Consider the following 23,355-nt stretch of genomic DNA (forward strand, 5'->3'; position numbering starts at 1 on the left):
GGCCCCGAACTTGCGGGTGCGGCCAGGATCGTAGAGAGTAAACGCTCGCGAACAATCGCTGGCGTGTCTGATCGGCGAGAACTAGGAGCGCATCATGCCGAGGCCGAACTGGCAGCTGCTTCCGGACCCAGAGCCGCAGGAACGCAGCTACTCGATCGTCTCGGTGGACGATCATCTGACCGAGCCTGCCGACATCTTCGTCAAGCGGTTCCCGGCGAACCTTCGTGACAAGGCACCTCAGGTGATCACGACACCAGACGGTTCGGAGGCCTGGGTCTACCGCGACCGGCTCTACCGTGACAACGGAATGAGTGTCGTCGCCGGGCGCCCGCAGTCCGAGTGGAACCTCGACCCGCTGAACTTCAGCGAGATGCGCCGGTCCGCGTGGGACGTCCATGCCCGCGTGAAGGACATGGACCTCGACGGCATCTGGGCGTCACTGTGCTTCCCCTCCGGGGCGTGGGGCTTCACCGGCCGCGTGCTGTCGATGAACAACGACCAGGAGGTCGGGCTCGCCGCGGTCCGTGCCTGGAACAGCTGGATGATCGAGGAGTGGCACGGGGCGTACCCGGAGCGCTTCATCCCGATGCAGCTGCCCTGGTTCAAGGACCCCGAGGTCGCCGCCGAGGAGATCCGCCGCAACGCCGAGCTCGGCTTCACCTCGGTGTCGTTCCTCGAGTCGCCGCACCTGCTCAAGCTTCCGCCGATCACCAACCACAAGCACTGGGAGCCGTTCTTCAAGGCGTGCGAGGAGACCGACACGGTCATTTCGCTGCACTGCGGCGCGAGCGGCTTCGTCCTGCAGGGCTCGCCGGGCGGCGGCCTGAACGTGCAGACGTCGCTCTTCCCGGCGGGCGCGTTCTGCGCGGCCGTGGACTGGGTGTGGGCGGGCATCCCGGCGCTCTACCCGAACCTCAGGATCGCGCTGAGCGAGGGTGGCATCGGCTGGGTGCCGATGGCGATCAACCGCCTCGACTACGTGCTCGAGCACTCCGGCAGCGGCGGCACGCCGTGGACGTACGACGTGACGCCGAGCGAGGCGCTGCGCCGGAACTTCTACTTCTGCATGCTGGACGACCCCGGCACGCTCGACCAACGTCACATGATCGGGATCGACCACATCCTGTTCGAGACGGACTTCCCGCACGCCGACTCGACCTGGCCGGGCTCGCAGGACCTGCTGCGCAAGCGTTTCGCCGACATCCCTCGGCACGAGGCCGTGATGATCGCCGGTGGCAACGCCGCGAGGCTGTTCCGGCACCCGCTCCCGCAGGGCGGCGACTGGCCGGCGATCACCCCGTAGGCCAGCGGATCACCCGGTCGACGGGCGTCAGACCGGGACCTCGACGGCCTCGCCCGACACGAGGCCCGCGACCGCGGTCGCGTACAGCCTCGACTTGATGGTCCCCAGTGTCCGTGACGCTTTGCCGGTGAGCGGGCGGGCCATCGCGATCGCCGTCGCCAGGACCTTCTCCTGGTCGGCGACGCCGTCGATGATGCCGGCCGCGAGTGCGTCGTCGCCGCCGTACCTGCGGCCGGTCGTCATCGCCTCGTGCGCCGTGCGCACCGGCATGCGCGCCCGGATCAGCTCGGTGATCCCGATGCTGAAGGGGATGTCGACGTCGACCTCGGGCAGACAGAAGTAGCCCCGGTCGACCCGCATGACCTGTTGGTCGTGGGTCAGCGCGAGAACGGCCCCGGCGCCGAAGGCGTGCCCGCCGACCGCGGCGACGGTCGGCAGCGCCAGCGTCACCATCCGCGCGAACAGCACCCGCACCGACTGGATGAACGGCCCGATCTCACCGGGGTTCGCGGTCATCCACGCGAGGTCGAACCCGTTGCTCCAGAACTTGCCCTCGGCGGTCGTTACCAGCGCTTTCGGCCCGGCCGCGGCGGTCACCTCGTCGAGGCGGGCGTTGATGGCGGCGACCGCGGCCGGGTTCAGCCGGTTCTCCCCGTCGCCCAGGCTCAGGACGAACACGTCACCATCGCGGTCGAGTCCTGCCACGTGCGTGCTCCTCGGGTAGTCGCCCCGGCCGGGTGCCGGGTGTGCTCGTGCTGACCAGGAAAACGTAGCGCGCAAGCCCCGTCCTTCGGAGTGGGGTTAGCGGGTCGGGGCTGGTCGCCGTTGCTCCTCGATGTACTCGCGTACGAGTGCCAGTGGGGCGTCTTCGGCCGAGACTGCGAGGTAGGACGGTGACCAGAAGTGGCCGCGTATGAGGTGCTGGTTGACCCGGTCGGTGAACTCGGTGCGCAGCCGTCGGGCGGACACGCCTTTGAGGCTGTTCACCAGCGCGGAGACCGCGACCTTGGGTGGGTACTCGACCAGCAGGTGGACGTGATCGTCTTCTCCGTTGAACTCGGTGAGGGCTGCGCCGAAGTCGCAGCACACGCTGCGCATGATCTGTTCGCAGCGGGTCAGCATCGCGTCGTCGAGTCCTCCACGCCGATACCTGGTCACGAAGACCAAGTGGGCGTGCAGCGAGGAGACCACATGTCTGCCTCGCCTGTAGTCGTCTGCTTCCGTCATAGACCAAATATGCTGGATGGTGTGGCAGTCGTTCGTTACCGCTACCGTGCCTACCCCGGGCCGGGGCAGGCACGGGCGTTGGCGCGGGCGTTCGGCTGCGCCCGGGGGTCGTGTTCAACGACGCGATCCGGGCCCGCGACGAGGCGTACAAGGCCGGCGAGAAACTGTCGGACACCGAGGTTCAGCGCCGGGTGGTCACCCTCGCGAAACTCACCGACGAGCGAACCTGGCTGTCCGAGGTGTCGTCGGTGGTACTCGTGCAGGCGTGCCAGGACGCACGCCGGGCGTTCCGGAACTGGTTCGACTCGCTGTCCGGGAAGCGGAAAGGCCGGCAGGTCGGCCATCCGCGGTTCCGGTCACGGAAGGACAACCGGCAGTCGATCCGCCTCACCCGCAACGGCTTCACCGTCACGCCCCGAGGGGTGCGGGTGGCGAAGGTCGGAGATCTGCGGCTGGCCTGGTCGCGTCCGCTGCCCTCGGTTCCGACGTCGGCGACGGTGATCCGGGAGGCGGACGGCAGGTACTACGTGTCGTTCGTCGTCGACGTCGACGACGTCCCCTCCCCGGCGACAGGCGCCGAGATCGGCGTCGACCTCGGGTTGGACCGGCTCGCGACCCTGTCAACCGGACAGATCGTCGCGAACCCGCGTCCTCTGCGGTCGCGTCAGCGCAGGCTCGCCCGCGCACAGCGGGCACTGGCCCGCAAGCGGAAGGGTTCGGTGAACCGGCGCAAGGCGGTCCGCCGGGTCGCGGTCGAACATCGGAAGGTACGGGACACCCGCCGGGATCATCATCACAAGCTCGCTGCTCGGCTGGTCCGCGACAACCAAGCGGTCTACGTCGAGGATCTGGCGGTAGCCGGGCTGGCTCGTACGCGGCTGGCCCGGTCGGTGCACGACGCGGGCTGGTCGATGCTGGTCGGTCTGCTCGAGGAGAAAGCGGCCCGGTGTGGCCGGGCCGTGGTGAGGGTGGGCCGGTTCTTCCCGTCGTCGCAGGTCTGCTCGGCCTGCGGCCACCGGGACGGCCCGAAGCCTCTCCAGGTCCGGACGTGGACCTGTCCGGGGTGCGGTGTCAGCCACGACCGGGACCTGAATGCCGCGCGGAACATCCTCGTCGAGGGTCAGCGCCTGGTCGCCGCTGGGCGGAAAGGCGTGGCTGCGATGCCACGTCAGGCGGAGACCGTAAACGCCTGCGGAGCCGACGTGAGACCCGGACCCCTCCGGGCAGCTGGCTGTGAAACAGGAACCCACCGAGGTGCCGCGTGAACCCACGCCGCACGGCAGGAACCCCCAGCCTTCAGGCCGGGGAGGACGTCAATATCGTCGATCGGTCGGGTCCGACGCACCCGGCGTCTCTCAGAGTGGTCCCGGGCAGGCCGGGACGCCGCCGACCGGCTCGCCCTGGACGCTGTCACGCACCGCCGTCGCGGGCAGGTAGCCCCAGCTCCCGGTGTACCCGAAGGCGTTCGGGCGGGCGAGGTCCCCTTGGGTGTAGAGCCACCAGGTGTTCGTCCTCCCGTCCAGGACGGGGTTCGGTCGCCCCTCCAGCTGGCAGATCACCCAGACCGTGGTGGACGCGCGCATGAGCCCGGAGTCGTCGAGCGGCTGGCCGTCATCGGTGGCGACGTTCGCGTAGACGGGGGAGTCGACACTGGTCGCGCACATGAACCGTTCCTCGAACCGTCGGTCGCGGTAGTCGGCCGCCGTGGCCGCCTGGTATCCGCAGGAGCCCGCCGGGCCGGCCGGGCCCGGCGAGGTCCCCGCCGGGCCCCCGCCGGGCGACGACGACGGGCCGGAGGGTGGCGTCGGCCCGGTCGTCAGGCCGGCTCCCGGTGACGTGCCCGGCTGCGTGGCCCCGGGATCGACCGACGGCGACGTGCCGTCGGCCTGGTCCGTGCCGCCGCCGGTGAGCACGACGAGCAGCAGCGCCGCCAGGGCCAGCAGCGCCACCGGCCCGGCGAGGAGCACCCACCGTGGCGGGAACCGTCGCCGCGGTGTCGTCTGGCGCGGTGTCGTTCGGCGCGGCGGCCGCGGCTGTCCGGGAACCTGGTTGTCGGGAGGCTGTCCGGGAAGCCGGTCGCTGGCGTCCGGGAACGGCCCGGCGGGCGCGCCCACGGCGTCCACGGCGGCCAGGACGGCGTCGAGCTCGGCGGCGATCTGTTCGGTGCCCGGCCGCCGCGTGGGCTCCGCGGCGAGCATCCGGCGCAGCAGGTCCGTCAGCCGCACGGGGATGTCCTCCCGGGTGGTCGACTCCATGTCGTCGGCCTGGATGCGGGCCACGATCTGCACGACCGTCCGCCCCGGGAACGGGGTGGAGCCGTTCAGCAGGGCGAACAGTGTGGCGCCGAGCGCGAAGACGTCCGAGGCGATCCCCGGCTGTTCGCCCAGCATCACCTCCGGCGCCGCGTATCCGGCGGTGAACGCGGCCGAGACCGTGGCCGCGTCGGCACCCTCGCCGACGCTGGCGATGCCGAAGTCGCTGAGCACCGGATCGCCGGGCCCGCGCAGCAGGATGTTCGCGGGTTTCAGATCGCGGTGCAGAATGCCGTGCCGGTGCGCCGCGCCGAGCGCCCGGGTGATCGGGATCATCAGCGCGACCGCCTCCCGGACGGGCAGCGGCCCTGATTCGCGCAGCCGCTGGCTGAGCGTGCCGCCGGGAAAGTACTCCATGGCGATGTAGGGCCGGTGATCGGACGTCGTCCCGGCGTCGAACACCGTGATGATGTGTCGATTCCCGGTGAGACGCCCGGTCGCCCGGCATTCCCGCACGAAACGGCGCTCCGCGTCCGGATCACGCAGATCGGCGTGCATGATCTTGACCGCCACCCGCCGGTCGAAGATCTCCTGCTCGGCGAGGTGGACGGTGCTGAACCCACCGTGGCCGATGTCGTGGAGGAATCGATATCCACTGATCATGGCGGATGTCCTCCACCCGGGACGGGAGCCAACCTCGATCACGCTACACGGGGTGACATAGCGCACATCACGCCGTGTCGCGGCCGGTGGTCCCGCTAGCGGGCGACCGCTTCTCCCTGGACGGGAAGCAGGGCCGTCCCCCCGCGGTCCCAGGCGGCGAGGATGTTCTCCGTGCAGTAGCCCTCGACGGCCATGGTCGCCCGGGCACCGAACAGGACGTCGCGGGCGAGCGCCGGCTCGGCGCGGACAAGGCCACCCGCGAGTGACTCCGCCGCGAGATTCTGGTGGTGGGCGTCGGCGACGACGTGGACCTCGAAGAAGTGCCGGGCGCTCCAGGGCAGGCCCAGCCGCCGCAGGGCCGCGGCGTAGGCGCCCATCGGCTCGACCGATGTCATCTCGAAGACCGCCAGGTGCCCCACGAGCGCGCCCCGCCACCGCCGGTGCAGGCCGAAGAAGCTCGGGACGTTGGCGGTGGCCAGGGTGCCTCCGGGCAGGCGGTCGACGTAGGCGCCGTACGAGGGGTCCAGGCCCAGCTCGAGCATGGTCAGGCCGAAGAGGTTCTGGTGCATGTCCCGCTCGGTGCCACCGCCGTACTCGTCCGCCTGGATCTCCACGAGTGCGGCCTTGGCGGCGCCGGTGAGGCGGGGAACGGCCCAGGTGTGCGGGTCGGCCTCCTTCAGCTGGAGGAGCGAGCGGTGCGCCGCGTACTCGCGGAACTGATCGAGGCTGCCCCGCTCGGCGAGGCGGCCGGACAGGGAACGGCCTCCCGGCTGGGAGATCACCCGGCGCAGCTCCGCGGCGATGTCCCCCGCGGGGGACGGGTCCGGGCCGGCCAGGTCGATCAGGCGGCGCTCCAGGTCGCCCTCGAGCTCCGCCCGCAACGCGAGCAGCGAGGGCTCCCACTCGAACCGGTCGTCGACCCCGCGGAATCCCCGGTAGTGAAGCTCGTACAGGCAGTGCAGCGCGAGGGCCCCGTCCTCGCCGAACAGCGCGTCGTCCGCCGGCTTCGGCCACCCGGCGGCGGGCCGGACGTCGCCGCCGAGCAGCTCGACGAGGTACTCGGAGAGGGGGCCACGGGGAACCGGGAGCGGCGGCGCCTCGAGCACCGCCGGGGTGAACACGGTCCCGTATCCCGCGGAGTGGTCCGGGGGCCGCCCCGTCCTCATCGCCCGACCGGCTGTGCTGTCCCGGCCCGCGCCGCCGTCCCGGCCCGCTTCGCGGCTCCGGCCTGCGCTCCCGCCACAACCCGTTCTGTCCCGGCCGGAGCCCCCACCACGGCCCCGCCCGCCCGGGGTTGCGGATCGGCGACCTCCGACGCCCGGCCGGCGGCGCGCAGGACGTCCCCCAGCACGGCGCTCTGGTCCCGGGCGCCGGCGTCGCGCACGAAGGTGACCCCGGCGATCAGGTACGAGTGGGGGGCGAAGAACGCCTGCTCGCGGCCGGCGAGATCGCCGATGCGGGCGCGGACCCCGGCGTCCCGGCAGAACCTCCCGAAGCGGATCGGCGTGACCATCCAGTCGGTGACGGAGTAGCCCCGATCACGGGCGAACCGGAGCACTCCCAGCGGGTCGGCGATCGAGGAGACGATCAGCATCGCCAGGTCGAGCCCGCAGTCCAGGACGTCCTGGGTGACCTCGGCGCCGCGGGGGCCGCCCCAGAGGTCCGGCGCGCAGGACGTGCCCGGCTCGGCCGGGAGGTACGGCGGGTTCCCGATCACGCAGCGCTGGGCGGCCGTCGGCACCGCGGTGAAGAAGTCGCCCTCGTCGACGACGTAGTTGCGCAGCGGGGTCAGCCCGATCGCGCGCCGCGCCGTCGCCGCCGCCCGCGGGTCGCGCTCGAATCCGTGCACCCGCGTGTCGGAGCCGGAGCGCAGCAGGGCCCGCACCACCGGCACGGCCGTCCCCGAGCCGATCTCCAGGATCCCGCCGGCCAGGCATCCGCCGTGCTCCGCGGTGGTCAGCAGACGTTCCACACACCAGCCGTAGAACGTCGACTCGACCTTGTCGTAGAAGGACATGGCTCGCCTCTCGTCGCGCGGCCCGTCGCCAGAGCGCGCTCGGGATACGACCTCGTCGCGTCCCGAGGCCGGCGCGGGCTACATGTCCGTCCGGGCCCCGGAAAAACCTCTCGGCGCCGCGGGACAGGCGGGGGTGATGAGGGCGCGGTCCGGGCATGTCGACAGTGGCCGGATCGCGGCCGGCTCGTCGCGGCCACGGTGATCAGCCATCGGAACGGGTGAATGCCGGCAGGCCGGTGCCGCCGGACGGATGGTGGGAGGGCGAGCATGGGGCAACAGGCCAGGAACGACACGAAGACCAGGACGGGACAGCCGGTACGGCCCTCGGCCCGCGAGGCCCGGCCGCGTGCCCGTGCCGCCACCTACACCGCCACCCACACCGCGCCGGCCGGCCAGGGGCTCTCCGACGAGGAGATGGCCCGCCAGGTGACGGACCAGACCTCACACGACCGCCTTGCCGAGTCGTTCTTCGAGGAGGAGCGCGGTGGCGCGCGCAGCGACGTCGAGGCGGCGAAGTTCCGCGACGCGAAACAGCCGGAGTGACCGCCGGAGCCCCGCCGGAGCCCCGGAGTGACCGCCGCCGGAGGTCCGGAGGTATTGACCGGCAGGTGACGGCCCGGCAGGCGGCCCCCGGCGGTGTTTTCCGCCGGGGGCCGGGAGTCAGCCGCGGGCGGCCGCGGTGGCCCGCCGGTTCGCCTTCCTGACGGCTTCGATCAGGTCGGCCTTGTTCATCGTCGAGCGGCCCGGTATGTCGAGCTGCCGGGCGATTTCCCGCAGGTGCTTCACGGACGCCTTCTCGTCCACGCCTTCGGCGGTGGGAAGCGGGTCGGAAAGTGCCTTGTCGTCGGAACGGGCGACGGTGGAGGGGACGTCCGTGCGCATACGCGCCGTCTTCGCCCGCTTCGCGCTCCCGCCGTTCCTGGAGGACTTCCTGGACTTGGTCCCTCGGGCCATCCCGTTTCCCTCCTTCGCCGGCCGGCCGCCCCGCCGGCCCCTTTGCCCGACCGTCCTCGGGCCCTGTCGCGGCCATGGCTTCCGGCCGCCCGCGGCCCTGGATGCCGCATCGAGGACACTTCCCCGGTCACGGCGCGTGAACCGCACGGCGGCACGGCGGTACGGCGGTGGCCGCGAGGCACGGGAACCGCCGCCGCGAGGCACCGACGCCCCGGGTGTGAGGCAGTTCTCAGCCTGGTCGACATCGTGTTTCGTGCCTGTTTCGAGATCGCCGGGATCGTTGGCCGCCGGGACCGAGGCCGATTAGCCTGGCCTCAGGACGGCCCGCTCGCCGCGGGCTGACAACTTCACATCGCGCCGCTCACACCCGTGCGGGAGAGCTCCGGGCCGTGGCCCGGGGCGCCGAAGGAGCAAGAACTCCCCGCAAACTCTCAGGCCCAAGACCGCCGGGTCAGGCGACTCTGAAAAGCGGACGCGCAAGCGTCCCGCCGACGGTGCAAGCCGGCCGCCGCGTCTCTCGGGAGGCTCCGGGTGGCATGGCAGGCCGGCGAAGCTCTCAGGCCCATGACAGAGGGGGAGGCCCGCCGCGACGCGGGAGCGCCGCCGTGACCACCGATCGCGGGGGGTGTCTCCGGCGTTGCTCGACCTCCGGAGCGCGCGATGACCATCGAGACCACCGCACAGACACCGATTTCCGACACCGCCGCGTCCGCCGCGGCGGCGGACGGGGTCAGGGAGATCGACCCCGGGACGGCGTCCGAGAACGGCGGCGACACGCAGGCCCGCCAGGCCCCGCCGCGACCGGAGTCCGCCGGGCCCGCGCGACCGGAGTCCACCGGATCCGCGCGACCGGACACCGCCGGGCCGGGGCTGCCGGCCGGGTTCGTCCCGAGGTTCACCGACCGGCACGTCGGCCCGGACCAGGCCGACCGCCGGGCGATGCTCGACCTGCTGGGGCTGGGCTCGCTGAAGGGGCTGACCGACGCGGCGGTGCCGGCGGCCATCCGGGACACCGAGCTGGACCTGCCCCCGGCCGTCGACGAGACCGAGGTGCTCGCGGAGCTGCGCGGGCTGGCCGGGTACAACCGGCGGGTCACCTCCATGATCGGTCTGGGCTTCCACCCGGCGGTCATGCCCGGGGTGATCCAGCGCAACGTCCTGGAGAACCCGGCCTGGTACACGGCGTACACGCCGTACCAGCCGGAGATCTCCCAGGGGCGGCTCGAGGCCCTGCTGAACTTCCAGACGGTGATCACGGATCTGACCGGCCTCGCCGTGGCCGGCGCCTCGCTGCTGGACGAGCCGACGGCGGCGGCGGAGGCCATGCAGATCGCCCACCGGGCCGCCCGGGGCCGCCGCTCGACCTTCGTGATCGACGCCGACACGCTGCCGCAGACCATCGCGGTGGTCCGGACCCGGGCGGAGGCGCTCGGCATCACCGTGCTCGTCGCCGACCTCCGCGACGGGCTCACCGGACGTCCGTCGCCGGCCCCGGGCGAGCGCCCGGCCGCCGGACCGGCCGCTCCCGCGCAGCCCGCCGCGCCGTCGGCACCGTCCGAGGTGCCTTCGGTAGTGCCGTCCGACGTGCTCGGGGACGCCTTCGGTGTGCTGCTGTCGTACCCGGGGGCCGGTGGGGAGGTGCGGGACCTGCGCGGGGTGATCGCGCAGGCACGGGAACGCGACATCGTGGTGACGGTCGCCGCGGACCTGCTCGCGCTCACCCTGGTGCGCTCGCCGGGCGCGCTCGGCGCGGACATCGCGGTCGGGAGCACCCAGCGGTTCGGGCTTCCGCTGTCCTTCGGCGGGCCGCACGCCGGCTATCTCGCCGTCCGGTCGGGTCTGGAGCGGACGCTGCCCGGCCGGCTCGTCGGGGTCTCGGTGGACGCGGCCGGCAACCCCGCCTACCGGCTCACGCTGCAGACCCGTGAGCAGCACATCCGGCGGGAGAAGGCGACGAGCAACATCTGCACGGCGCAGGTGCTCCCGGCGGTGCTGGCGTCGATGTACGCCGTCTACCACGGGCCCGAGGGGCTGGCCGGGATCGCGGCCCGGGTGCACGGGCACGCCGTGAGCCTCGCCGCCGGGCTGCGCGCCGGCGGGGTGGAGATCGTCCACGACGGGTTCTTCGACACGGTGCTCGCCCGGGTGCCGGGGCGCGCGGCCCAGGTGGTCGCCGACGCGCTCGCGCACGGGGTGAACCTGCGTCTCGTCGACGGCGACCATGTCGGCGTCTCCTGCAACGAGACGACCGTGGCGGCCGACCTGCGGGCCGTCTGGTCCGCCTTCGGTGTGGGTGGCGCGGACGGGCCGGCCGCGGCCGTCGGCCCGGCGGCGGGCCCGGCCCTCCCGGCGGCGCTGATCCGCACCGGGGAGGAGCCGTACCTGGCGCATCCGGTGTTCCACGCGCACCGGTCCGAGACGGCGATGCTGCGCTACCTGCGCCGGCTCGCCGACGTCGACTTCGCGCTGGACCGCGGCATGATCCCGCTCGGCTCCTGCACGATGAAGCTCAACGCGACGACCGAGATGGCCGCGGTCACCTGGCCGGATTTCGCCGACATCCACCCGTTCGCCCCACTGGACCAGGCCGCCGGCTACGTGTCGATGATCCGGGATCTGGAGGAGTGGCTGGCCCGGATCACCGGGTACGCCGGCGTCTCGGTGCAGCCGAACGCGGGCAGCCAGGGCGAGCTCGCCGGCCTGCTGGCGATCCGGGCCTACCACCGCGACCACGCCGCGGCCGGGAACCCGGTGCGCGACGTCTGCCTGATCCCGTCGTCGGCGCACGGGACGAACGCGGCGAGCGCGGCGATGGCCGGCATGCGCGTGGTCGTCGTCGCGTGCGACGCGGAGGGCAACGTCGACCTGGACGATCTCACCGCCAAGGCGGCCGCGCACGCCCCGGCGCTCGCGGCGCTGATGGTCACCTACCCGTCCACCCACGGGGTGTACGAGGAGGGCATCGCGCGGGCGTGCGCGGTGGTGCACGACGCCGGCGGGCTGGTCTACGTCGACGGGGCGAACCTGAACGCGCTGGTCGGGCTGTCGAAGCCGGGCCGGTTCGGGGCGGACGTGAGCCACCTGAACCTGCACAAGACCTTCTGCATCCCGCACGGTGGCGGCGGTCCGGGGGTCGGGCCGGTGGCGGTCGGCGCGAAGCTGCTGCCCTACCTGCCCAACCACCCGCTGCGCCCGGAGGCGGGCCCGGAGACCGGGGTCGGGCCGATCTCGGGGGCGCCGTGGGGGTCGGCCGGCATCCTGATGATCCCGTGGGCCTACATCCGGCTGATGGGGGCGGAGGGGCTGCGCGAGGCGACCTCGGTGGCGGTGCTCAACGCCAACTACGTCGCCCGCCGGCTCGCGCCGCACTACCCCGTCCTCTACACGGGACGTAACGGCCTGGTCGCGCACGAGTGCATCCTCGACCTGCGGCCGTTGACGAAGGAGACGGGCGTGACCGTCGACGACGTCGCCAAGCGGCTGATCGACTACGGCTTCCACGCGCCGACGATGTCGTTCCCGGTGGCGGGGACGCTCATGGTGGAGCCGACCGAGAGCGAGGACCTCGGCGAGATCGACCGGTTCTGCGACGCGATGATCGCGATCCGGGCCGAGGCGGCGAAGGTCGGCGCGGGGGAGTGGCCCCGCGAGGACAACCCGCTGCGCAACGCCCCGCACACCGCGGAGATGGTCACCGGGGACGAGTGGGCGCACCCGTACCCGCGGTCCGTCGCGGCGTACCCGGTGGCGTCGCTGCGCGCCGCGAAGTACTGGCCGCCGGTGCGGCGCATCGACGGCGCCTACGGCGACCGCAACCTGGTCTGCACCTGCCCGCCGGTGGAGGCGTTCGACGCGACGGCCGAGCCGGTGCGGGTGCCCCTACCTGCGGCGACGCCGGCCTGACGCCTGCACCGCCGGATGTGGAGAGCCGCTCCATTACCAGGTTCGTCAGGTAACGGAGCGGCCTTCTGTCGTATCTCGGTTGTGTCTCCCGAGGGGTCGGCGATGGGAGTGTCGTGCGTCCTTGGCACAATCAGCGCGACGGCACCAAAGTGCGGCTGGCGTGGTGTTGCACCACGGACGCCGCACTCCTGGACAACCAGCCGGACGGGCGGGGCCCCACGGCCAGCGGAGCTGGCGGTCGGCCGGCACCCGGACCGAAGGCTCGCGAAGGGGACTTTCCGCGATGCAGGAGCAGATGAACAAGCAACTCGGCCAGCTGCGCCAGACCGCGGTCGAGCTGGGCCTGGGTCCGGCGCTGAAGCTGGTCCGCCGCACCGTGCTCCCCAGCGCCCGGCGCAACGCGGTCGACGACCGCCACCTCGCGCTGCTGCTGTCCTTCGTCCTGCAGGAGGACTCGAACTGCATCGACGTCGGCGCCCACCGCGGTGACGTGCTCAAGTCGATCGTGCTGCACGCCCCGCGCGGCGAGCACATCGGCTACGAGCCGCTGCCGCACCTGTTCGAGTACCTGTGCCTGGAGTTCCCGACCGTCACGCTCAAGCAGGCCGCGCTCGCCGAGAAGGCCGGGGTGAGCCCGTTCGCCTACGTCCGCAGCCGGCCCGCGTACAGCGGCCTGCTCCAGCGGACGCCGGACGGCGCCGAGGAGGTCGAGCAGATCGAGGTCGTCGTCGAGGTGCTCGACGAGACGCTCCCCCCCGACCACCGGCTCGACCTGATCAAGATCGACGTCGAGGGCGCGGAGTACGGCGTGCTCAAGGGCGGCGAGAAGCTGCTCTCCGCGAACCGCCCCTACGTGATCTTCGAGTTCGGCGCCGCCGCGCGGAAGTACGGGACCACCGCCGAGGACATGTACCGCCTCGTGGACGGCGACCTCGGCCTGCGCATCTTCGACATGGACGGCACCGGCCCCTACACCCTTGGCACGTTCCGCAAGACGTTCGACAACGGCAACCGCTTCAACTTCGTCGCGCACGCCTGATCGGGCGGTCGCGGGGCGAGGCCGAGCGCGTCGGCGCCCGCTCCGGGATACTCGCCGGGTGGCGACGATCGACGGCATCGACGAGCTGAAGCGGGTCCAGGGCCAGGAGCTGGGAACCAGCTCCTGGCTCACGGTGACCCAGGATCAGATCAACACCTTCGCCGCGGCGACGGGCGACTGGCAGTGGATCCACACCGACGTCGAGAAGGCCAAGGACGGGCCGTTCAAGACGACGATCGCGCACGGCTATCTCACCCTGTCGCTGCTGCCGGTGATGGTCGCGGAGATCGCGCAGGTCACCGGCATCACCATGGCGCTGAACTACGGCCTGAACAAGGTTCGCTTCCCACAGCCGGTCCCGGTCGGCTCCCGGGTCCGCGGGACGCTCCGCAACATCTCGGTCGAGGAGATCCCCGGCGGCGCCCAGGCGGTCAACCAGCTCACCATCGAGCTGGAGGGCGCGGCCAAGCCGGCCTGTGTCGCCGAGTTCGTCGCCCGCTACCTGGTCTGACACCCGGACTGACCGGACTGACACCCGGACTGCTGTCTGTTCTGCGGCCGGCTCCCGCCGGGCCCGCCACCGGCCTGACGGCTGCCCGTCAGCGTCGGGCTCAGGCGGACGGGTCGGTCACGACCGCGGTGACGACGCGGATCGTCGGGCGCCAGTGCAGGCCGCCCGCGTCGGTGGACGGGGCGTGCCACCGGGTCAACTCCTCGATCATCGCCGGGCCCTCGGCGTCGGAGACCTTCTCCAGCATGGACCGCAGCGCCGTCCCCCAGGCCCAGCGCCACCAGTGGGCCACATCGCGGAACACGAGGTCGGTGGCGACCAGCTCGTCCCGGGTGAGCGTGAAACCGGTCGCGGTGAGCGCGTCGGCGAGCGCGCCCTCCGCCAGGATGGCGTGCCCCGGCCGGCGCTCGGCCGCACCGACCGAGGTCGCCAGCCGCAGCGGGTAGTCGGGACGGTCCCACAGCGGGTCCGCCGGCCCGAAGACGGTCACGGCCAGCCGCCCGCCGGGCCGCAGGACGCCGCGCCACCGGGCGAGCGCCGCCACCGGGTCGGGCAGCAGGAACAGGCCCATCCCGCAGAGGACGACGTCGACCGAGCCCGGCTCGACGGGCGGGTCCATCGCGTCGGCGATCGTGACGTCGACCCATGGCAGCTGACGGGCCGCGACGTCGGCCGCGGTCAGCTCGACCATGGTCGGCGCCAGGTCGAACGCCCGGACGGAGCCGGCCGGCCCGGTCGCCTCGGCGGCCGGGAACAGCACGGCACCGCGCCCGCAGGCAAGGTCGATCACGTTCTCCCCGGGGGAGATGCCGGCCGCGGCCACCAGGGTCTTGCCCAGCGGACGGAAGAACGGCACACCGTGGACGTCGGCGTCGTAGTCGTACGCCGCACGGTCGAACACCGTGGCCGGGTGGGCCTGATCGACCTGCTCGGCCGGGTCGCCCGCCTCGTCCGCCGGTTCGTACTCCGCCACCTCGGAACCCGCCGATCCGTGTTCCACCGACGCATAGTCCGCCGGTTCGTGCTCCGCCAGCTCGAGCTGGGTCAGCTCGTGCTCCGCCGGCTCGAAACGGGCCGGCTCGAAACGGGCCGGCTCGTAGTACGCCGTCTCGTATTCTGTCGACTCGCGTGCCGCGGGTACAGCCGGCCGGTCGCGCTCCGTCCGCGGGGCGAAGTAGGTGTTCTCCGCGGAGGGCGGGTAGATCTCGACCCCGCCATCCCTGATCAGGATCTCTATCGGGGCGTTGTCCCGGCCCCGGTGCCCACGCGGCAGGATCCGCTCCACAGTGATTTCCTCGATGGTGAAGCCACCCATCGTGATCGCCGACATCGCGACCCCGTCCACGGTGAGCCCGTCCATGGTGAGCCCGTCCACGCCGCGTGCCCTCTTCCGCCATGCCGCCTGGGCGGCGTTCTGTCTCTGGCGTCTCAGCTAACCAGGACAGAACGACACATTCCGTCACCCAGATGGCCGCCGGCCGAGCGTCCGAAGCCCCGCGGCGGGGCGTTGTCAACCGCTCTGACCTGCAGAAATGTAATTTCACCGCTGAAGTTCGCGGCCCTTCACCCCCGGGTCCACCGGTTCGGACGAGACCTGTGCGGGGATGCCTGAACCGGCCATCGCGCTGCCTGAAGAGCCCTGGAGGTGGTCGGTCGTCCCGGGATCGGTGGGCCCGTCACCGTCGTCGCCGCCGTCGGTGGCGGTCTCCCGGGCGGTCGCGCGCTCCCGGGGTGGCCCCGCCTTTCGGGACGATTCGGACTTACTGGGTGTAACCGCCGTGCCGAGGGCCGTGGACCCGCCCCCCGCGGCGAGCTTGTCGGACTTCGCGGACCTCCCGGGCCGGCCACCTGGCCCACCCGAGCTCCCCGACCCACCGGACCCACCGGACCCGCCCGAGCCGCCCGACCCGTTCGGCCCGCCCGACCTGGACGGCCCGGCCGGGCCGTCCGGCCCGGCCGATGATCTGGAGCCGGACGCGCCGCCGAGGCCGGTGGTCGCGCTCGCGAACCGCTCACCGTGGATGTCCACCCGCGGCAGCAGGACGTCGACCCATCTGGGCAGCCACCAGTTCGCCCGGCCCAGCAGCGCCATCGTGGCCGGGACCAGCACCATCCGGATCACCGTCGCGTCGACCAGGACGGCGACCGCCATCCCGACGCCGACCATCTTCACGGTCACGTCCGGGTCCAGGGCGAAGCCCGAGAAGACGGCGATCATGATGAGGGCGGCGCTGGTGATCACCCGGCCGGTCGAGGCGAGCCCGCGGACGATGCTGCCGTGCGGGTCGCCGGTGGCGACCCAGTCCTCCCGGATCCGGGAGAGCAGGAAGACCTCATAGTCCATGCTCAGGCCGAACAGGACAGTGAACATCAGCACCGGCAGCCAGCTCGACATCGGGACGCTGTGCGGCAGGCCGAGCAGGTCCGTTCCCCAACCCCACTGGAACACCGCCGTCACAACGCCGTAGGCGGCCGCGATGGAGAGCAGGTTCATCACCGCCGCCTTGATCGCCACGACCGGCGAGCGGAAGACGACGGTAAGCAGCAGCACCGACATCCCGACGACGAAGCCGACCACCCACCACAGCCGCTCCGAGAGCAGCCCGGAGAGATCGGCGAAGATCGCCGTAGTCCCGGTGATGGACACACCGGGCGGCAGCACGTCCGCGCGCAGTTGGGCGACCAGATCGGACGCGGCCTTGTCGCTCGGGCCGGTCGTCGGGACCACGCTGATCACCGCGGCCTCCCCGGACGGGGCGATCACCGGCGGCTCGACGGCCGTGACGCCCGGGACCGCGGCGACCTTCGCGACCAGGCCCGGCAGCTCCGGCGCCGGCAGCTGCCGCAGGTCGACGGCCAGCAGCAGCGGGCCGTTCTCGCCTGGTCCGTACTCGGCGGAGATCAGGTCGTAGGCGCGCCGCTGGGTGACGTCGGTCGGCGCGCTGCCGGCGTCCTGGGGCCAGGTGCGCATGGTCAGGACGGGTGCGCCGAGGGCCAGCAGGAAGATCAGTGCGGCGAGCGCCCACGGGCGGGGACGAGCGCCGATGCGCGCGGCCCACCGCGCGGTCAGGGTCCGCTTCGGCTTCGCCGGCGTCGCGTCCGAGCCGGTGCCAGTGTCAGCGCCGGGGGCCGAGCCGGTGCCCGCCGGCCTCGTGGAACGGGCGACGAACAACTCGGCGTGCGCCCGGCGGCGCAGCACCCGCAGGTCCGCGAGACCGCACAATGCGGGAACAAGGGTGACCGCGACCGCGACGACTGCGATGACAACGGACGCCGTTGTGAAGGCTGTCGTTACGTATGTGTTGAGACCGACCAGCCGCAGGCCCGTCAGCGAGACGATCACGGTGAGGCCGGCGAAGACGACCGACATACCGGCCGTCGCGTTCGCCCGCCCCGCCGCCTCCGCCACCGACAGGCCGGACCGCAGCCCCTCGACGTGCCGGGTGACCAGGAGCAACGCATAGTCGATGCCGACGCCGATCCCCACCATCGACGCGAGGGTCGGGGCGATCGTGCTGACGGTCGTCGTCGCCGCGATCAGGGTGATGCCGGAGGCCCCGACCCCCAGCCCGATCATCGCCACCGCGATCGGCACCCCGGCGGCGATCACCGAGCCGAAGGCGATCAGGAGAATGAGCAGCGCGACCCCAACGCCGATCGCCTCGGCCCGGCCGTCGACCGACTGGAGGTTCTCCGAGATCTGGCCGCCGATCTCGACCTGCAACCCGGCGTCACTCGCCGGGGTGGCTGCCGCGTAGACGGCGTCCAGGGCATCGCGCCCGCCGAGCTGGGTGACCGGCTTCGAATAGTGCACAGTGAACAGTGCGGTGTCACCATCACGGGACAGTTCCGGCGGGCTCGCGACAATGGCGGACGGCACCTTGCCGAGCCGGGCACCGACGCTGGCCAGGATGGCCGGGTCGAGCTGGGCCTTGTTCGTGCCGTGCAGCACGACGCGCGCGTCGGCGCCGGCCAGGGTCGGGAAGCTCTGGCGCAGCAGGTCGGTGCCGACCTGCGAGGCGGTACCCGGGGCGTCGTAGTCGTCGCGCGGCTGACCCCCCGAGCCCGCGGCCAGCCCCAGGGCCGCCACCAGCACGGCAAGCCATATCCCGACAACCCGCCACGGCCGGGTGGCCGCGGCCGCGCCGATCCGGTACAGCAACCGGGACATCCGTCCTCCTCGACTCCGCTGGGTCGTCGTCTCCGCTCGGCCGTCGCCCCTGCTGGGCCGTCGTCTCCGCAGAGTCGCCAGGTCTCCGCCGGCCGGGATGCGTGACGGCCGGGGTGGGCGACGGCCGAGATGGTGATAGATGAGGGGGGTGGTGCACGGCGGTCGCGTGCACCGGTGGGAAGATAGGCGGGGTTTCCATGGCACGGTGGGCAGGAACCCTGCGCGAACACTATGTCGCCGAATGCGCCGTAATCGGGCGAATCGCCCACATCGGCTCGCCCGCTGGAGGCGGGACGCATGCGGGCACGTCGCGCGCTCGCGGTGTCATGAACACGACGCCCGCCAGTGCCTCCGGCGTCTTGCGGTGCGGCGGCTTCTGCCGCCACCCGGTAGGCGCTCTGCGGTTCCGCGGAACCCCAGGACCGACCGTGGCCCGAGCCGGGTCACAGTGCTTCGGAGGCTCCGCTCACCGCTAACTGGTCGTCGCCGCCGGCCGGGGGGAGGGCACGGCCGCTGACGGCCACCCGGTCGCGCCCGGCGCTCTTCGCCGCGTACAGCGCGTCGTCGGCGGCGCCGAACAGGTGGAACGGGCCGGCGGCGTGGGTGGGCACGGCGGCCGCGCCGACCGAGACGGTCACCGCGATCACCTGCTCCCCGCGTACCTCGGACTCGTCCGTGTCCCCACCGTCGGCGTTCCCGCCACCGGCCGGCCCGCTCCGGGCCGACCCGGCCCGCCCGCCGACTTCCAGCCCGCCGCTGCCCGTAGACGCACTGCTCGGCGGACCGCCGTCCGGCGGCGTGGGATGGTCTGTGGTGGTGCGGGTGCTGATTCGGATCGGCTCGCTGCCGACCTGGCGGCGCAGGCGCTCCCCGACGGTGGCGAGGTCGGTCTCGCGCAGGTTCGTGACCAGCACGGCGAACTCCTCGCCGCCGTAGCGACCCAGGACGTCACCGGGCCGGGTCGCCGCCTGTAGCCGGTGGGCGACCTCGACGAGCACGCCGTCCCCGACGAGATGGCCGTACCGGTCGTTGATCGCCTTGAAGTGGTCGACGTCGACCAGGAACAGGCCGAGCCGGGTGCCGTCGCGCAGTGCGCGGTCCACCGCCGCGGACAGCTCGCCTTCCAGGTGCCGGCGGGTGTGCAGCCCGGTCAGGACGTCGGTGATCGCGGCCCGATGCTGGTCGGCTACCAGACCCGCCATCCGGAAGATGATCAGAATGAACATCGCCGCGCTGGCCACCGCCACGACGACCAGCCCGCTGGTCTCCCCGCGCACGCACTGCACCGCGAGCACGACCGGGGCCACCAGCGCCGCGGCGGTCAGCGCGAGCAGGCGGGGGACGGAGAGCACCGAGCCGGGGCGGGTGCCACCCACCTCGAGGCGGCTCATGCTCGGGTGTAGCGCGGCCGCGCCGAGGAACAGTGCGGCGGCCAACCAGAGGACGTCCAGCTCACCGCCGACCCGGTAGTCGCCGTCGAGCTGGCGCGGAACATAGCGGGCGTCGGCGGCGAGGACCGCGGCGAGGTGGGCGGCGAGCAGGTAGAAGGCCGGCGGGCGTCGGCCGCCGTCGAAGAACAGGCGCAGGCTCGCCGCGAACAGGGCGAGATCGCCCACCGGGTAGGCCACCGAGGCCAGGCTGACCAGCGGGGGCTGATCAAGCGCCAGTCGCGGGGCGACCAGGTAGACCCAGGAGACCAGCGCCCCAGCGACAGCCATCATCAGGCTGTCCAGGACGCCGGCCACGCCGCCCGGCCGTCCCCGCCGCCGGGCGAGGATCATCAGGCCGGCCATCAGCAGGGGATAGCGGGCCAGGTGGCAGGCGTCCCCGATGCCGGGGAAGCCGTCGGCGCCGAGTCCGTCGCGGGAGCCGGCGAGGATCGCGTCGCCGAGCACGGAGATCGCCTGGGCGGCGGCGAACAACCACCAGGGCAGGCTGCCCACCGGCCCGTGGCGCCGCCTGCCCATGGCGACCGCCACCACCGCCGAGCCGCTGACCAGCAGGTAGAGCGCCACGCGCGGCCCGGACGTCCCGCCGGCGGCCGGGAGCGCGCACGAGGCGGCCACGAGGACCAGCCCGCCGGCCAGGTACCAGACCCAGCCACGGTCGGCCGGCGCGCCCGCCGCGGGTCGGGCCGCCGTCACCGAGAACCTGGTGTCGCCGGCCACCGCGCGCCGGACGGGAGTGACCGGGCCATGTTCAGCGTCTCCGATACGAATGCCGGATCTGTGCGGGGCGCCGGTTTCCAGGGGCGCCGAGCCCGCGGGTGCGGGGTCCGTGCGTGGCGGGTGCGCGGCGTGCCGGCCCGGGTCGGGGGGCGGGCTTCTCCCATCGATGGCGATGCGGACGTGCGCCGCGCCGTCGCTCCGCGTGTCGGGTCAGCCGGCAGGGAGGTTCGACTTGGCAGGTCCGGACCCGTGACCCGTTTCGGAACCGTATCGAATGGTAGCTCTTCGTACACGCTCGTTTGACGGGCGGTGTGAGCTTTTGTCTGATTCTTGTTCCTGTGAGTTCGTTTCCGGCCGGGCCTGGTGGGCCCGGCTCCCCTCAGGTGAGCCCGAGGACGGAGATGAACCGCCGGGCCGCGGTACCGCCGGAGTCCAGAGCGATGGACCGGGCCCGGACGGTGTCGAGATCGTCGAGCAGCGCGGCGTCGACCTCGTCCACGGCGGAGGCGCCCCGGACGGCGCCGGGGCGGCCGGCGGCGGAGTAGAGGAGGTCCAGGCCGGCCTCGGCCTCGTCGAACGCAGCCTCGTCGAAGTCCCAGTCGTCGTCCCGGGGGCGCACCAGGCAGAGCAGCCGCACCGCGGCCGGGCTGTGCCTGGTCAGCAGGTCGTCGACGAAGGTCAGGTTGCCCAGCGACTTGGACATCTTGACCCCGCCCGAACGGACGGTCCCCGGCCGCAGCCAGGCCCGCGCGAACGGTTGCACGCCGGTGGCGCGCTCGGCGAGCAGCGCCTCCACGGCGTGGTGGGGGTAGCGCAGGTCGGCGCCGCCGGCGTGCAGGTCCACGCTGGAGCCGAAGGTCGACAGGACCATCGCCGCGCACTCGGCGTGCCAGCCGGGCCGGCCGGGGCCCCACGGGCTGGGCCAGCTCGGGTACCCGCCGTCCGGCCGGGCGGCGCGCCAGACGGCGACGTCGAGTGGGTCGTCCCGTTCGGGGTCGTGCGGGTCGTCGTTGTACTCGGCGGCGAGGGCGATCGCGGCTGCCCGGTCGAGGCCGGCGCGTTCGGCGGCCTCGGCTGTCCGGGCGTAGACGCTGCCGCCGCGCTCGTAGGCGTGGCCGGCGCGCAGCAGCGCCGTCGCCAGCTCGATCACCCGGGTCACGGCCGCGCGCGCGGTCGGCTCGTGGTCGGGTGGGCGGATGCCGAGTGAGGTCATCGTGCGGTCGAAGGCGAACCGCTGCAGCGACGCGATCTGGTCGAAGGGCAGGCCGGTCCGGCGGGCCTCGTCGAACATCGCGTCGTCGACGTCAGTGATGTTGCGGGCCAGCTCGACCGGGACCCCGACGTTGCGCCACACCCGGATCGCCAGGTCCGTCCACAGATAGGTGGCCGCGTGGCCGAGGTGGGTGACGGCGTACGGGGTGATGCCGCACACGTAGACCCGGGCTCGGCCCACCACTGGCAGCGGCGCCCCGCCGAGCCGCAGCACGGGGCGCATCGGGTTCAGTGCGACATCCACCGCCTCAGCATGCCACCGCGGTGCTGGGCGGACACAGGCGTCGTCCGGACCGCCCCCGGGTAGACCTGTCGGTATCCGCCCTGGGCGGACCCGGCCGGCGTTCCGTACCCCCCGTGGATGGCGGGAACACGGGCCAACCCGCAGGAGCGTGACGAGGATGACCAAGGGGACTCGTCCGGGGGAGTGACGATTCGTCGCGCAACATCCATACTTTGGGGCTCGCCGTTCGGTTGGTCTGGGGGCCGGTCGATCCCGCGGTGGGCGGCCGAGGAAAGTCGTAACGACCCAGGGCCCGGAAGGACGCCCTGTTGACCCGGGGACGTCTGCCCGGAAAGCTTCGCCCAGGTGGTTCGTGCTGTATGGGAACCACCATGTGTTCCGCCGCTCACGTCTGCGCGGGCGTGACCGGCCTGGGGGGTTGGTCGTAACCAAGAAAGGCCTCGAGAGAGGGGCGTCCGTGCGAACGCTCGAACCCACCACCCTCGACCTCGACGCGATCGAGGTGGACAAGCTCAACAAAGGCGTCACGCTCAGTCTGCTGATACCCGCTCGCGGGCCTGAGGCGGCGCGGACGCTGGGAACCATCGTCGCGCTCAACCGGCAACGCTGGATGCAGGAACGCAGTGTCCTCGACGAGATCGGGGTCATAGTGGACCCCTCCTCGGACGGAGACGAGCACGATCTCGTCCGGATCGCGACCGAGGCGGGCGCGAGCTGGGTCGTGCGCGGCCAGTCCGTCCTGGAGCTCCACGCGGGGCGGGAGGCGGCCACGACCGGAGGCAAGGCGGGTGCGATGCGCAGTCTCGCCTACCTTGCGTTCGGAAATCGCCTCATATTCCATGACGCGGACCTCGAAAGCTACGACCCCGCCACCGTAGGTGTTCTCGCCGCCGCCGCGACGGCTGGCAACGCCCCGCTTTTCGTGAACGGAAGCTCGCGCAGGGTCACCGGGGACGGTCAGCCCGGTGGACGTACGACCGAGATGCTGCGCTCGCTGCTCTCGAAACAACTCGCGCGCTATGTGCCGTCCATCACGCGGGCAATCCAGCCGTTGATCGGGGAGTTCGTCATCGACGCCGACGTCTTTGCGGCGCTCGCGTTCTCCCGCGGCTACGGGGTGGAGACCTCGCTGAAGGTTCTGGCTCTCGACCTTCTCGACTACTCGGACTGTCTCCAGGTTGAGCTGCCGATCAAGTATCAGGTTGGTCAGCACTACCACAACCTGGTCAAGCAGTTCCATGAGATCAGTTTCACAATCGACGTTCTCGAGGCGTACTTCCAACGCCGCCGGGTCGATCCGCACGTCGCCATCTGGCAGATTGCCGACAACTACGACCTCCTATTCCCGGGGCGTACGTACGCCCTGCACCGACCGCCGGGTTACGACGACATCGACTTCGTCCCGCGGCTGGGCTTCTACCAGCCGCTCGCGACGTCGTCGGCCTACCAGGCCCGGCTACCCGAGATCAAGAGTGCTCGCCGTGTCGCACTGGACACGCTGAGTAGGCGGATGCGGGCCTCCGCCTGACCCCTCCAGCCTGACCCCTCCAGCCTGAGCCCGCCCGCGTGAACCCGTGGGCCTGAGCGGGCTGGCCTGAGTACGCCGGCCTCGGTGCCGGCCTGGTCGCCTC

17 protein-coding genes, 1 pseudogene and 2 riboswitches are annotated in these 23,355 nt (G+C 72.3%); of the genes and pseudogenes, 8 read left to right on the forward strand and 10 right to left on the reverse strand.

What is annotated here, in order from left to right:
* The first annotated feature begins 94 nt into the window (after window positions 1–94).
* Window positions 95–1,303: an amidohydrolase family protein gene (locus tag FRANEAN1_RS03100; protein WP_020458290.1), complete on the forward strand. Its 1,209-nt coding sequence runs from the start codon at window positions 95–97 to the stop codon at window positions 1,301–1,303.
* A 27-nt stretch (window positions 1,304–1,330) separates the two neighbouring features.
* Here the strand turns inward: FRANEAN1_RS03100 and FRANEAN1_RS03105 are convergent, their stop codons facing one another.
* Window positions 1,331–2,008: an enoyl-CoA hydratase-related protein gene (locus FRANEAN1_RS03105; protein WP_020458291.1), complete on the reverse strand. Its 678-nt coding sequence runs from the start codon at window positions 2,006–2,008 to the stop codon at window positions 1,331–1,333.
* Window positions 2,009–2,104: 96 nt separating this feature from the next.
* Window positions 2,105–2,530, reverse strand: a complete 426-nt coding sequence (tnpA, locus tag FRANEAN1_RS03110; protein WP_020458292.1) for an IS200/IS605-like element ISFsp4 family transposase — start codon at window positions 2,528–2,530, stop codon at window positions 2,105–2,107.
* Window positions 2,531–2,539: 9 nt separating this feature from the next.
* Here tnpA and FRANEAN1_RS42990 point away from each other — a divergent pair.
* Window positions 2,540–2,602: pseudogene (locus tag FRANEAN1_RS42990) on the forward strand (hypothetical protein); the annotation flags it as partial.
* A gap of 38 nt (window positions 2,603–2,640) precedes the next feature.
* Window positions 2,641–3,795: an RNA-guided endonuclease TnpB family protein gene (locus FRANEAN1_RS03115; RefSeq protein WP_020458293.1), complete on the forward strand. Its 1,155-nt coding sequence runs from the start codon at window positions 2,641–2,643 to the stop codon at window positions 3,793–3,795.
* Window positions 3,796–3,885: 90 nt separating this feature from the next.
* Here FRANEAN1_RS03115 and FRANEAN1_RS03120 read toward each other — a convergent pair whose 3' ends face one another.
* The 3 genes from FRANEAN1_RS03120 to FRANEAN1_RS03130 form a co-directional block, all read right to left on the reverse strand.
* Window positions 3,886–5,445, reverse strand: coding sequence for a serine/threonine-protein kinase (locus FRANEAN1_RS03120; protein ID WP_020458294.1), 1,560 nt, complete (start codon window positions 5,443–5,445; stop codon window positions 3,886–3,888).
* 95 nt (window positions 5,446–5,540) lie between these two features.
* Window positions 5,541–6,611, reverse strand: a complete 1,071-nt coding sequence (locus tag FRANEAN1_RS03125) for an iron-containing redox enzyme family protein (RefSeq protein WP_020458295.1) — start codon at window positions 6,609–6,611, stop codon at window positions 5,541–5,543.
* Window positions 6,608–7,462, reverse strand: coding sequence for a hypothetical protein (locus FRANEAN1_RS03130; protein WP_020458296.1), 855 nt, complete (start codon window positions 7,460–7,462; stop codon window positions 6,608–6,610). The genes FRANEAN1_RS03125 and FRANEAN1_RS03130 overlap by 4 nt, the downstream gene beginning before the upstream one ends.
* A 267-nt stretch (window positions 7,463–7,729) precedes the next feature.
* On the opposite strand from FRANEAN1_RS03130, the gene FRANEAN1_RS03135 reads away from it, so the two are divergent.
* Window positions 7,730–8,005: a hypothetical protein gene (locus FRANEAN1_RS03135; protein WP_020458297.1), complete on the forward strand. Its 276-nt coding sequence runs from the start codon at window positions 7,730–7,732 to the stop codon at window positions 8,003–8,005.
* A 117-nt stretch (window positions 8,006–8,122) separates the two neighbouring features.
* Here FRANEAN1_RS03135 and FRANEAN1_RS03140 read toward each other — a convergent pair whose 3' ends face one another.
* Window positions 8,123–8,416 carry a Rho termination factor N-terminal domain-containing protein gene (locus tag FRANEAN1_RS03140; RefSeq protein ID WP_020458298.1) on the reverse strand — a complete coding sequence of 98 codons (294 nt, stop codon included), beginning with the start codon at window positions 8,414–8,416 and terminating at the stop codon, window positions 8,123–8,125.
* Window positions 8,417–8,777: 361 nt separating this feature from the next.
* A riboswitch (glycine riboswitch) is annotated at window positions 8,778–8,872 on the forward strand.
* A gap of 3 nt (window positions 8,873–8,875) precedes the next feature.
* A riboswitch (glycine riboswitch) is annotated at window positions 8,876–8,989 on the forward strand.
* A gap of 87 nt (window positions 8,990–9,076) precedes the next feature.
* On the opposite strand from FRANEAN1_RS03140, the gene gcvP reads away from it, so the two are divergent.
* From gcvP to FRANEAN1_RS03155, 3 genes are all read left to right on the forward strand, one after another.
* Window positions 9,077–12,319, forward strand: coding sequence for an aminomethyl-transferring glycine dehydrogenase (gene gcvP, locus FRANEAN1_RS03145; RefSeq protein ID WP_020458299.1), 3,243 nt, complete (start codon window positions 9,077–9,079; stop codon window positions 12,317–12,319).
* 295 nt (window positions 12,320–12,614) lie between these two features.
* On the forward strand, window positions 12,615–13,358 hold the full coding sequence (locus FRANEAN1_RS03150) for an FkbM family methyltransferase (protein ID WP_235013541.1): 744 nt from the start codon (window positions 12,615–12,617) through the stop codon (window positions 13,356–13,358).
* Window positions 13,359–13,416: 58 nt separating this feature from the next.
* Window positions 13,417–13,869 carry a MaoC family dehydratase gene (locus tag FRANEAN1_RS03155; protein ID WP_020458301.1) on the forward strand — a complete coding sequence of 151 codons (453 nt, stop codon included), beginning with the start codon at window positions 13,417–13,419 and terminating at the stop codon, window positions 13,867–13,869.
* 100 nt (window positions 13,870–13,969) lie between these two features.
* Here FRANEAN1_RS03155 and FRANEAN1_RS03160 read toward each other — a convergent pair whose 3' ends face one another.
* The 4 genes from FRANEAN1_RS03160 to FRANEAN1_RS03175 all read right to left on the reverse strand — a co-directional run bounded on the left by FRANEAN1_RS03160 (window position 13,970) and on the right by FRANEAN1_RS03175 (window position 21,703).
* Complete coding sequence (locus tag FRANEAN1_RS03160; protein ID WP_020458302.1) at window positions 13,970–15,244, reverse strand: class I SAM-dependent methyltransferase; 1,275 nt, start codon at window positions 15,242–15,244, stop codon at window positions 13,970–13,972.
* A 165-nt stretch (window positions 15,245–15,409) separates the two neighbouring features.
* On the reverse strand, window positions 15,410–18,040 hold the full coding sequence (locus FRANEAN1_RS03165) for an MMPL family transporter (RefSeq protein ID WP_020458303.1): 2,631 nt from the start codon (window positions 18,038–18,040) through the stop codon (window positions 15,410–15,412).
* A 443-nt stretch (window positions 18,041–18,483) separates the two neighbouring features.
* On the reverse strand, window positions 18,484–20,184 hold the full coding sequence (locus tag FRANEAN1_RS03170; protein ID WP_020458304.1) for a GGDEF domain-containing protein: 1,701 nt from the start codon (window positions 20,182–20,184) through the stop codon (window positions 18,484–18,486).
* Window positions 20,185–20,587: 403 nt separating this feature from the next.
* A complete protein-coding gene (locus FRANEAN1_RS03175; protein ID WP_020458305.1) occupies window positions 20,588–21,703 on the reverse strand; it encodes a cysteine--tRNA ligase in 1,116 nt (371 codons plus the stop codon).
* 478 nt (window positions 21,704–22,181) lie between these two features.
* Between FRANEAN1_RS03175 and FRANEAN1_RS03180 the strand changes: the two genes are divergently transcribed.
* The gene (locus FRANEAN1_RS03180; protein WP_041253654.1) at window positions 22,182–23,252 is read left to right on the forward strand and encodes a hypothetical protein; all 1,071 of its coding nucleotides are present in this window, start codon (window positions 22,182–22,184) and stop codon (window positions 23,250–23,252) included.
* Window positions 23,253–23,355 lie beyond the last annotated feature (103 nt).

Source organism: Parafrankia sp. EAN1pec, from assembly GCF_000018005.1.
GTDB lineage: Bacteria > Actinomycetota > Actinomycetes > Frankiales > Frankiaceae > Parafrankia > Parafrankia soli.